Source organism: Streptomyces sp. NPDC104581 (assembly GCF_055583685.1).
Genome location: NZ_JBVJNN010000080.1, coordinates 1 through 10,452, shown reverse-complemented (window position 1 = coordinate 10,452; position 10,452 = coordinate 1). Strand labels below are relative to the sequence as shown.

Annotated in this window: 10 protein-coding genes and 2 pseudogenes; 4 read left to right on the top strand and 8 right to left on the bottom strand. The window is 68.4% G+C overall.

Annotated features, from left to right (window positions below):
- The 5 genes and pseudogenes from ACZ61E_RS32300 to ACZ61E_RS32280 form a co-directional block, all read right to left on the bottom strand.
- Positions 1 to 158, bottom strand: a pseudogene (locus ACZ61E_RS32300) (sulfite exporter TauE/SafE family protein); the annotation flags it as partial.
- Between the two features lie 35 nt (positions 159 to 193).
- Positions 194 to 538: a transposase gene (locus tag ACZ61E_RS32295; protein WP_469703945.1), complete on the bottom strand. Its 345-nt coding sequence runs from the start codon at positions 536 to 538 to the stop codon at positions 194 to 196.
- Positions 539 to 670: 132 nt separating this feature from the next.
- Positions 671 to 1,312, bottom strand: coding sequence for an ISL3 family transposase (locus ACZ61E_RS32290; RefSeq protein WP_469703942.1), 642 nt, complete (start codon positions 1,310 to 1,312; stop codon positions 671 to 673).
- A gap of 44 nt (positions 1,313 to 1,356) precedes the next feature.
- A complete protein-coding gene (locus ACZ61E_RS32285) occupies positions 1,357 to 1,788 on the bottom strand; it encodes a transposase family protein (RefSeq protein WP_469703941.1) in 432 nt (143 codons plus the stop codon).
- Between the two features lie 176 nt (positions 1,789 to 1,964).
- Positions 1,965 to 3,833 (bottom strand): protein kinase domain-containing protein, encoded by a 1,869-nt coding sequence (locus ACZ61E_RS32280; RefSeq protein WP_469703939.1) that lies wholly within the window; start codon positions 3,831 to 3,833, stop codon positions 1,965 to 1,967.
- A gap of 425 nt (positions 3,834 to 4,258) precedes the next feature.
- Between ACZ61E_RS32280 and mobF the strand changes: the two genes are divergently transcribed.
- Entirely contained in the window at positions 4,259 to 5,233 is a 975-nt protein-coding gene (gene mobF / locus ACZ61E_RS32275) for a MobF family relaxase (RefSeq protein ID WP_469703938.1), read from the top strand.
- Here the strand turns inward: mobF and ACZ61E_RS32270 are convergent.
- A complete protein-coding gene (locus ACZ61E_RS32270) occupies positions 5,140 to 5,511 on the bottom strand; it encodes a hypothetical protein (RefSeq protein ID WP_469703936.1) in 372 nt (123 codons plus the stop codon). The two genes, mobF and ACZ61E_RS32270, sit on opposite strands and share 94 nt — an antisense overlap.
- A gap of 403 nt (positions 5,512 to 5,914) precedes the next feature.
- The gene (locus ACZ61E_RS32265; protein WP_469703935.1) at positions 5,915 to 7,177 is read right to left on the bottom strand and encodes a beta-ketoacyl-[acyl-carrier-protein] synthase family protein; all 1,263 of its coding nucleotides are present in this window, start codon (positions 7,175 to 7,177) and stop codon (positions 5,915 to 5,917) included.
- A 66-nt stretch (positions 7,178 to 7,243) separates the two neighbouring features.
- Between ACZ61E_RS32265 and ACZ61E_RS32260 the strand changes: the two genes are divergently transcribed.
- From ACZ61E_RS32260 to ACZ61E_RS32250, 3 genes and pseudogenes are all read left to right on the top strand, one after another.
- On the top strand, positions 7,244 to 7,861 hold the full coding sequence (locus ACZ61E_RS32260; protein ID WP_469703933.1) for a TetR/AcrR family transcriptional regulator: 618 nt from the start codon (positions 7,244 to 7,246) through the stop codon (positions 7,859 to 7,861).
- A gap of 216 nt (positions 7,862 to 8,077) precedes the next feature.
- Complete coding sequence (locus ACZ61E_RS32255) at positions 8,078 to 8,302, top strand: sigma factor-like helix-turn-helix DNA-binding protein (protein ID WP_469703931.1); 225 nt, start codon at positions 8,078 to 8,080, stop codon at positions 8,300 to 8,302.
- Positions 8,303 to 9,258: 956 nt separating this feature from the next.
- Positions 9,259 to 10,087 (top strand): annotated as a pseudogene (locus ACZ61E_RS32250) (IS5 family transposase).
- Between the two features lie 239 nt (positions 10,088 to 10,326).
- Here the strand turns inward: ACZ61E_RS32250 and ACZ61E_RS32245 are convergent.
- On the bottom strand, positions 10,327 to 10,452 hold a 126-nt coding region (locus ACZ61E_RS32245), incomplete at its 5' end, for a helicase associated domain-containing protein (RefSeq protein WP_469703943.1).

The following is a 10,452-nucleotide window of genomic DNA, read 5'->3' as shown; positions in this document are numbered from 1 at the left end:
AGAGGCCCGCCCAGTCGCCCGGCTCGCCAGTGGGAGAGGAGGGCGCCGGGGCCGGCCACGACGTTGTAGAGCAGGTTCGTGGGTGTCACGGCCGGACTCGGCACGCCCAGCACACTGACCTGAACGGGCAGCAGGAAGACCGCTCCGGAGACGCCCACCTCTGGTCCCATTCTTGTGGAGCGGTGACGTTCGGTCACGCCAATAGGACTCGCTTGCGAAGGAGTTCGAACCCTGCGCGGCCGAACATCTGGCGCTTGAGCATCTTGATGCGGTTGACGTGTCCCTCTACGACACCCGAGTTCCAGGGCTGTGTGAGGCCAGCGGTGACGGCGTCGAGGTCGCGTTCGAGGTGCTGGGCGAACCGGCTGAGACTGATCAAGTCGGTTGTGGCTCTGGCCGATTCGATCCACTGCGGGAGATGCCTGCCTTGCAGGTGGGTGATCATGTGGGCGAAAGAGCGCACGTGCTCGACGAGGGTTGTCAGCTCAGGGCAGTTCGCCAGCGCGGCCTTGAGCTGGAGCCGGTCACTTTCGGCCAGGGCTTCGGGGTGCGTGAGGATCCAACGTGTGACGGCACGGGCGGATGGGGGACGAGGCCCGATCGGCTGGGGCTTGCCGCGCAGTACCCGGCTGACGTAGTCGCGGACGCTGTTGTATCCGCGTGGATAGCCCTACTCGCAGAGCTCCTCCCACAGTTTCCAGGCGTTGGTACAGCCTTCCTGCCAGCGCTGGTCGAGGTAGGGCTTGTAGGCCTGAAGCGGGGTCGCACGGCCTTGCCACTGGCCGGTGAGCATCTCCCCCGGGGTGGTGGCTCGGGAGAAATGCATGACGGTGTTGAGGGTCATGCCGAGTTGCCGGGCGACGGACCGCTTGCTGTGTCCGGCGTCCAGAAGCGCGTGGATGGTGGCGTGCTCGGTGCGGGTGCGTTCGGCGAACCGGTGCCCTGTCGGCCAGGGCGATGACGTGGTCGGATCCGTTTCCTTCGGTGGTTCGCCCGGCGGTGCCGGGGCGGGGCGCAGGCAGCCGCGATGTCGGTAGACGCACTTCTCCGCAGCCTCGCCAAGGTTGCGCCAGAGGTGCCACCGGTCAGCGACCTGGAGAGCCTGAGGGGCACCGCGGGTGGCGCCTTCGGCGAAGAAGGGGGCGCGGTCGCGGCAGATGATCTCGATGCCGGGGCGCTCGGCGAGCCAAGTCGCGAGCGTGTCCGCTTCCCGGTCGGGCAGGAGGTCGATCGGACGACGTGTCTCGACGTCGACGAGCACAGTTCCGTAGATCCGGCCCCGGCGCTGGGCGTATTCGTCTACGCCGACCACGCGAGGCACGGCGGTGGGCGGGTCCGGGAGCGAGGTGACCAGCCTCAGCAGGGTGTTCCGACTGACCGGGGCCCGAAGGGTTCCGTCATCCGGGCGCCGGCCCGGCCCGCGAGCGCGAGACCGACCGAGACCAGAGTCGATCTCAGCCGCTCGGTCCGTCGGCCGAACCGGCGGGTCAGGCCGGACACCTGCTCGGCGAAGGTCTTGCGCGGACAGGAGTCCTCCGTGCAGACGAACCGACGCACCCGTAACGACACCACGACGAACCTGCCGACCGCCGGTAGGTCACGGGGAAACCACAGGTAGGAGCCGTGTATTCGGCCTGACCAGCATCCGCATCCAGGGCAGGCCGCCTGACTGGAAGTCGTACGGGCCTCGATCCGTACGACCGTGTCGGTCACCTCGACCGACTCCACGGACACACCGTCGATCGAGGAGAACAGCAATTCACCCAGCTGCGCCAGCACTTCGTTCACGGTGAAGGACTGTCGACCACACCGCATTCCAGCCGGGCGATTTTCGGGCGACCTCAACACACATCACATCAAGTTCAACAGTCACCCTGCGTACGGAAACACAAGAAGGGACCAGAGCCCGCAGCGAGATACAAGCCACCGATACGGCCGCGCCTGCGGGTTCTCCTGGTTCGGCATCACCATGTCAAACTCCAAAGGTAGCCAATGCCCCAGAGCGCAGCGGCGGCCACGATTGCCTCCCCGGCGATCAGCCAAGCAGGCTGACGGCGACGCTTGGGGGCATTTGCGGCCGAGGTGAGGAGTAGTGCTCGCTGCATGGCGGTGAGCCTCGCGACATACATGGCAGTCGCCACGACGGTAGGTACGACCAGCAGGCGTAGGAGCATCGCCCTCGAGTCGTTCGACTCCAGCTCGTACCCATAATCGTCACTTTCCCCGGGCGAGATGAGATTGATATGGTCCCTGGTCGCCCAGTTGAAAGCATCCCAGTACCAGTAGAAGGGCGACGTCAGCAAGGTAACCAGCCACATGACCCACCACGCGTGAAGCCTGGAGGCCGGAGCCATCCTGCCGGCGCCCGAGGGTGGGCTGAAGGCGTGCCAGACATCGTTGGCGATCTGCTTGGGCAGGTAGAAGCTGCCGAAGGGAATGAACCACGAAACGGCGGCTATTGCGGGGGGATAGCGCAGTCGTCCGGGGGCGAGTCTCTCAGCGGTGGTGCGCATCCGGACGAACCAGATCAGCCAGGCCACGGCCAGGACGACTGCGGTGGCGAGTTGGAAGAAGCCCCAACGGTGATCCTGCTCCTCGAAGGAGCTTTCGTACTCGTAACGGCCGCTGTAAGTGCCCTGCATCAGGTTCAGTTGAGCGATGACAGGGCCAAGCACTGCCAGCGTGTACAGCGCCAGGGCCACATACACGGCGATGGTGGACGAACGCGGGCCATTGCTCCCGTTGCGTTCCTCGGCCAGCGTCCTGGGCGACACCGAGGTTCCGACCCTGGACTGCCCCTGGTGCTCCGGCAGGTCCGTGGTCGTGACGGGGGCGGTGGCCGAGGCAGCCAGGCGGCGGCCGGGGGCGGTCAGAGTTTCATCCTGCGGCGGCGACGCAGGGGACGGGGCGCCCCCGCGGGTCAACCCCCTGAGAGGGTCCTCTTGTTCGAGCAGTCGAGCCGCGTCCTGTCCGAGTCGGGCCAGAACTGGGGCTGGCAGCCACGGCCCCAGATTCAGGGACGGTGTCTCGTCCCGTGCCCGCAGCACGGTGAGAAGTGGCCGGGCGGCTGGGTCCTTGGCGAGACAGTCCCGGATGAGGGGAAGGAGTGGGTTCGGGATGCCGCTGAGGTCCGCTTCCTCGTGCACCACTCGATACATGATGGCGTGCGCCTGTCCACCAGAGGTCTCGAAAGGCATGTGCCCGCAGGCGGCGAAGGCGAGTACCGCTCCCAGCGAGAAGATGTCACTGGCCTCGGTGAGACGCTCGCCACGGATCTGTTCGGGGGCCATGAACCCGGGCGTGCCCACGATCAGTCCGGTGGACGTCAGTCCACCGCGGGTCGGATCGTCCAGTGCTCGGACGATACCGAAGTCGATCACCTTCGGGCCGTCGATGGTGATCATGACGTTCGAGGGTTTCAGATCACGGTGCACGAGGCCGGCAGCGTGAATATCGGCCAGGGCAGCACACAGCCCGGATGCCAGGCCGCGCACCGACTGCTCCGGCAGCGGTCCGTGCCGGTTCACCATATCGGTGAGAGTGGGGCCGGGGATATAGGCGGTGGCGACCCAAGGCCGCTCGGCGTGCGGGTCGGCATCCAGAACCGCGGCCGTCCAGTCTCCGCCGACCCGCTGGGCCACGGTGACCTCATTGGCGAACCGGGTCCGGAAGTCCGCCACCGCCGCCAGCTCGGCGCGAATCGACTTCACCGCCACCATCCGGCCCCGCGACGACCGGGCGAGGTACACGACGCCCATCCCGCCCTCGCCGAGCCGGCCGAGTAGTCGGTAGTCCGCTATCCCTTCCGGGTCGTGCTCCCGCAGTGCCAGCACAACAGCACAGCCTCCTTCGCCACCGGCGCCACACGGCGCGCGAACAACCAGTCAGGCTAGTGGAGACGGCCCGAGGGGGCCGGTGGTTTCACGGAGCGGCTCCAACCCGCCGGATGTTCGGCCGCGTGGGTTCGAACTCCTTCGCAAGCGAGTCCTATTGGCGTGACCGAACGTCACCGCTCCACAAGAAGTGGACCAGAGCCCAAACTCGTGGACAAAGCCAAGGGACATGCACTCAAGGGCGCTCAGTGGTGTTCCGGGCAGTGAAGTGAGGGCGGCCGGAGAGCGATGGCATTGGCTTCCGGCCCGGGGCCGCTTCCCGCCTGGCGGGCTCTGGGCGAAGAGAGTTGGGCTGCTGCTCCCGCCTGGCGGGACGCCACGCTGATCGCACCTTTTTTGCAGGTCAGGGTGGCGTGGTGTTCGTGATGGATATCGCGATCATTCGAGCCGGTCAGATGTACCGCTACTACTTGCGCCAGGTCCTGGTCGGCGACGGCCGCCGCCCGGCCCGCACCCCCTTGCGTGAGGCTCAGGAGTTGGCGGGTGTCCCGGCCGGGCGGTGGATGGGCCGCGGGCTGGCCGTGCTCGGCCTGACAGCGGGAGACGTGGTCACCGAGCAGCAGTTGCGGAACCTGTTCGGTGAGCGGGGCCGGCACCCGTACGCGGACCGCATCGAGGCCGACCAGCTGGCCGCGGGGAAGTCACCGAAGACGGCGCTGCGGGCCGGTGCGCTCGGGCGCCGGGTGACGGTCACGGGTGTCGACCTCGTCTTCCGGCCGCAGCCGACGATCTACCTGATCTGGGCTCTGGGGGATGAGGAGACCCGGCGGGTGATCGAGGCCGCGCACGAGCGGGCGATCGTACGCGTGCTTGCGTGGATCGAAGGCGAGGTGGCGGTCATCCGCTACGGCAAGGACGGCATCCACCGCGTGCGGCCGCCCGGCGGGCTGGTCGCCGCACGGTTCCGCCACTACGAGGCCCGCTCCGGGATGCCGCTGCTCCACGACCATCTGCTGCTGTCGATCAAGGGGCAGCGCCTGGACGGGAAGTGGGGATCGATCCACTCGGAGGCACTGTTCGAGAACACCGTCGCCGCGTCCGCGCTCTACAACGAAACCGTGGCTGCTGAGGTCTGCCAGGGTCTGCCACAGACCTCCGTCCTGGGGCACGAGCGCGACGAGGGTCCACATGAGGCGGGGCTGCTCGGTAGCGGGGCCGCGGCGCTGGCCGCGCTGTTCGCGCAGGTGCAGGCCGACGTGGACGAGGGGTTCCTTGAGGCCGTTCGGGCCGTAGGTCAGGGCCTCGGTCAGGCGGGGGTGGACCAGGCCGCCACGCTCTGGAGGTCGGCGAGTTCGCGGTCACGGCCGCGGACGGGGGTCTGGACAGCGGGAGCACGGTAGGAGGCATGAGCGGCGGCCGCCCGTATCCAACGCCCGCCTGCCCCGCCGCCGGTGACGGGGGGCGTGGTCGGGGCGGGGGAGCGCAGGGCGATCAGCGAGACGGCGAGGCTGAGTAGGCCGACGGTTCCGCCGATCACGCTGGAGAGCTGGTCCGCTGTCTCCAGCCCGATCCGTGCCACCGCCCAGGCGATCCCGCCGGCGACCGCGGCCCCGGCCGGTGCCCACAGCAGCCGGCTGAGCATCCACCGCCACCGGCCCCGCCCCACATGCTCACCCACCACGCCCGCAACCCCCGCACTCGTCGCCCGTCCCGGTACGACGAGAATGCCCACCACCTCATGTCCACGGGCAGAGCCGGGGTTTTCGGTACTCAGCCGTGACAGCACCCGCCGCCGTCGGCAAGGCGCCGTTTGACGTCGCGTTACAGAGAAACCGTCACAGTCGGCGCCTGCTGAGCGCGCGCCCGCTGTGGCGCACCCGACACCCAGGTGTCCCTTGTCCGGGGTGTGCCGCCTGCCGCCCGGCCGCGCACCTACGATGTCCGGCGTCCACTCCGGGCTGGTGGACTCCACGCGATGGAGTCCACCGGGTGGTACTGGACGGCATCGTGCATTGGACGAGTCTTGCAACGTCCGATCAATCGGCGGCGACCATCCACGGACAGCGGTTCGTTCGCGTGGGTCATGGTGTGGTCGACGCTGTTCCGGACGCGTGGTGCCGTGCGCCGGTGACGATGAGTGAGACGTTCTGTCCGCCGAAGCCGAAGGAGTTGCTGAGCACGGCCTCCTGGGGGACGTCTTGTCGCTCTGCGACGACATCGAGATTGATGTCGGGACCGACGGCGGCCGCGGTGAGGTTGCGGGTCGGCGGGATGACGCCGTGCTCCACACTGAGGACGGCGATGAGCGCTTCGATCGCGCCGGCGGCGCCGAAGAGATGACCGAGTGCCGCCTTGGGGGCTGTCACGGTGGCGCGGCCGAAGACCTCCTCGATCGCGTGTGCCTCGGCGACGTCGCCGACCGGAGTTCCGGTGGCATGGGCGTTGATGTGGGTGATCTGCTCGGGAGTCAAACCGGCTTGCGCGAGTGCCTTCCGCATAGCCGAGGTCTGACCGGAGCCGTCGGGTGCGGGTGCCGTGATGTGGTGAGCGTCGGCGGCGATGCCAGTGCCGGCGAGCACCGCGTGGACGCGTGCGCCCCGGGCGCTGGCATGCTCGGCGCTTTCGAGCACCACGACAGCGGCGCCTTCACTGAGGACGAATCCGCTGCGGTCCGCGGCGAACGGCCGGGACGCAGAGGCGGGTTCGGCGGTATGCCGCGACAGTGCTTGTGCCTGGGCGAAGCCGGCGACGGTGATCGGGGTGATCGCGGCCTCGGTCCCGCCCGCGATGACCACGTCCGCCTCGCCGGCACGGATGAGCCTGGCCCCCAGGGCGATCGCCTCGGCACCGGAGGAGCACGCCGAGACGGGCGTGTAGACACCTGCCCGAGCGCCGTATTCGATGCTGATCAGCGCCGCCGCCGCATTGGGCATGAGCATCGGGACCGTGCGTGGCGAGACCCGCCGGGTCCCGGCTGCCTCCAGTGCGTCGTCCTCCTTCAGCAGCGTCCGTACGCCACCGATGCCGGTACCGATGGCCGATGCGAGCCGGTCCGGGTCGACTTCCGGGGCGCCCGCGTCGGCCCAGGCTTCGGCCGCCGCGACGAGGGCCGCCTGCTGCGAGCGGTCGAGCCGCCTGGCCCGCACCGGCGGCAGCGACTCGGCGGGGTCGATCGCCATCGTGCCCGCGACGGTATCGGGAAGCTCGGGGTCCTGGTGGCCACGCAGAGCTCCACCACGAAGGCCGGACTCGCCGGCCAGGAGGGCCTCCCACATGGACTTCACGTCTCCGCCGAGTGGCGTGATCGCGCCGAGTCCGGTCACGACGACTTCAGTCTGGTGCATGCCCCTCAACCTTCTTGTATGCGATACAAATTAACAATCCCTTGTTGTATCACATACAATTTTGGTGTGGAGAAGAAGCGAACCGAGGCTCGATCAACGTCGGCTCGGTCGCGTGACCGGGGTCGCGCGACGAGGCACCGGCTGATTGAGGCAACTGCACGGCTCTGCAAGGAACGGCCCGGCGCAGAGGTGAGCGTCGCGGAGATCGCGAACGCGGCAGGGGTCTTCCCCAATCAGGTCACCTACCACTTCGGCTCCAAGGACTCGCTCCTCGTGCACGCTGCCTTCCTCGGCTTGCTGCACGACGCCCGTCGGATTGAGCGCATCGGTCGCCAAGCCCCCGATGCGACGACATTTCGGCGCAACATCGCCCGCGCCGTACTGGCCATGCCCTCCCTCCCGTCAGTCACGCGAGCACTCGCCGCCGGGATTTCCAAGCCCGAACTCGCCCCCGTGGTTGACCAGCACCTCCAGTTGCTGTTCCGGCAATCCGAGCGCTTCGTGAGCCAGCTCATCGACAGCCGTGGCTGGAGGGCCCGTAGACCGCTCAACGTGGAAACCAGGACGTTCTGGAGCACCGCGCTCGGTGCAGTGCTGCTCGTCCGCGCCGGGGCACATGGCACCGTCGCCGACCTCGACCTCGCCGGAGCATTGACCATCCACGACGAACCCGATCCCGGTTAGCCCAGTCGAACAGGCTGGCGATGACGTGAGCGGTTCCTGCCCGACGGTGGTTCTGTCGCGGTCGGCATGTCTCCCGTCGCCGACGAACTCCACAATGAGCCGAACTCACGAAGGTGAGAGGACGGGTGCTCCTTCCCGGCTTTGCCGGTCGCGTGGCCATGCCGGTCGGCGACGACGGCCGGATCAGTGGCGACATCACCTACGCACACACCCTCGGTGAACGTGATCCGGGCATGGACCTGGTGGAGAACCTGCACGCTGCGCCCGCTGCTGCAACGGCTCGGCGAGCGGGAGCGGGAGCGGCGCATCATCGAGATGCGCTTCGGCCAGGAGATGAGCCAGACTCAGATCGCCGACCGGCTCGGCTTCTCACAGATGCACATCCCGCCCGGCGACCCGCCCCGCGCTGCGCGCCACGGCGGACACGGGCGTGGCAGGTAGGCACACGGCGGGATGAATGAGGTGCCGACCGAGCGGCAGGTGCAGATCCTGCGGGCGATCAGGGGCTGGATCGCGGAGCACGGCGAGGGCCCATCGGTCCGGGAGATTGTGCCCTGGTCGGATTCTCCAGCACCACCTCGGTCGCCTATCAGCTCGGCCGGATGGAGGATTCGGATGATCAGCCGCAGTGCCCGGCGCTGGCATTCCGTCCGGCTCGGGGGGTGCCTCTATGTCTTTCGTCAAGCGATGCGAGGCGTTCGGGGGACTGGAGTCTGTGCAGCAGCTGCTTGCCCGGGGTGTTCTTGGTTCCGGGCGTTACTCGCAGCCGGGAGACCAGCCGTCCGGAGGGGGCGGCCGCCGACTCCGGTCAGGAGGAACCTTCTGTCGGAGCGCCTCTCGGGCGTCCCGCCCGGCGCTGACCGCCCGTGACAGGATCGCTTACCCGCCGTGGGGTGCTTACCAGGCGGGGACGGCGGTGCGCCATTGCCGGAGTACGGCCGCCGCGCGTTCAAGCTGGTCGGCGAAGTGTCGTCGACCTCGCCGCGGTGGGCGGCTTCGTACTCCGCCGCCACGAATCCCTCACCGCGGTCGGAGGTCAGCTCCAGCACCGGATCACGCAGGCCTTCCTGCGTTCTCGTAGCTGATCAAGTTGAACAGGGCACGCGGTTGCCCCTGGACGGGGGCGATGGCGCAGTCGGCGGACACGTGGACCGCCCGTCCTCGACGGTGATGCTCCTGGGATCGGTGTGCAGCTCGTTGCACCACGGCGGGCCGGCGATCGGCCCGCGTATCAGCGCATGCGTGTCTTCTGGGAGGACGACGTCCACCGTACGAGCGGCACAACGCCACCTACCAGCCCCTCGCCGCCCGCCCTCGACCCCCGGCCGACAACACGGCACTGCGTCGCGCTAGGCGGTGTCTTCAAATGATCTTGAGTGGTGGATCATGGTGGGGTGATACGTCGTCATGAACTGTCGGATGCCGAGTGGGAGTTCGTTCGGCCGCTGCTGCCTGAGTCGTTGCGGGGGAGGAAGCGGCTGGACGACCGCACGGTGCTCAACGGGATCGTGTGGAAGTTCCGCACCGGGACTGCTTGGCGTGACGTGCCCGGGCGGTACGGTCCGTGGGCCACGCTGCACACCCGTTTTCGCCGGTGGGCCCTGGACGGCACGTTCGAGCGGATGCTCCGGGCCGCCCAGGCCCGGCGGACGCCGCTGGGGACGTCGACTGGCTCGTGTCGGTCGACTCCACCGTCGTCCGCGCCCACCAGCACGCCGCCGGGGCCCGAAAAGGGGGCTCCGCGGCCCCGTACTCGGACGCTCCCGAGGTGGTCTGACCAGCAAGATCCATCTGGCATGCGACGCCGTCGGCCGGCCGCTCGCCTTCACCCTCACCGGTGGGAACACCAACGACTGCACCCAGTTCACCGCCGTGATGGACGCGATACGGGTGCCCCGCCTCGGCCCGGGACGGCCACGGAACCGGCCCGACCGCGTCCTGGGCGACAAGGGCTACAGCTCCAGAGCGATCCGGACCTGGCTACGGCGGCGGGGCATCGCCTACATCATCCCCGAACGGGCCGACCAGAACCGCAACCGCCTCCGGCGGGACAGCCTCGGCGGGCGCCCGCCGGCCTTCGACAAGCAGCTCTACAAGCGGCGCAACGTGGTCGAACGCTGCTTCAACCGCTTGAAGCAATGGCGCGGCATCGCGACCCGATACGACAAAACCGCCGAGTCCTACCAAGCAGCCGTCGCCCTCGCATCGCTCCTGATGTGGGCGTGACATTTGAAGACAACTCCTAGCGCCGGTTCCGGAGCCGACACCGCCGCCCGCCCCCGCGGGGGGCTGGGGAAGCAATGCGCCCTCAGGGGGGTGGGGCGCTTCGCAGCAGCCGCACGATGATCCTTGGGCCATCACAACGCCACCGAAGAAGACCAGCAGTCAGCAGGCGTACAGCGACGAACCTCCCTTCTGAGCACAGACGACCCGGTCTGCCTGGCACCCGTGCGACCGGGGACCGACTACGCCCAGCGCATGCTGATGGTGGAGAGTTGTTCTGCCCGTTCGGGGGACAGCGCCGCGGCGCGGGTGCGTTGGTTGTTGATCCATGCTCCGAGGCGGATCTCCTGCTCTTCTTGGTTCTGGCC

Bases quoted from the DNA above. Each gene is read 5' to 3' on its own strand.
- mobF (WP_469703938.1), top strand. From the start codon at position 4,259: ATGGATATCGCGATCATTCGAGCCGGTCAGATGTACCGCTACTACTTG.
- ACZ61E_RS32265 (WP_469703935.1), bottom strand. From the start codon at position 7,177: ATGCACCAGACTGAAGTCGTCGTGACCGGACTCGGCGCGATCACGCCA.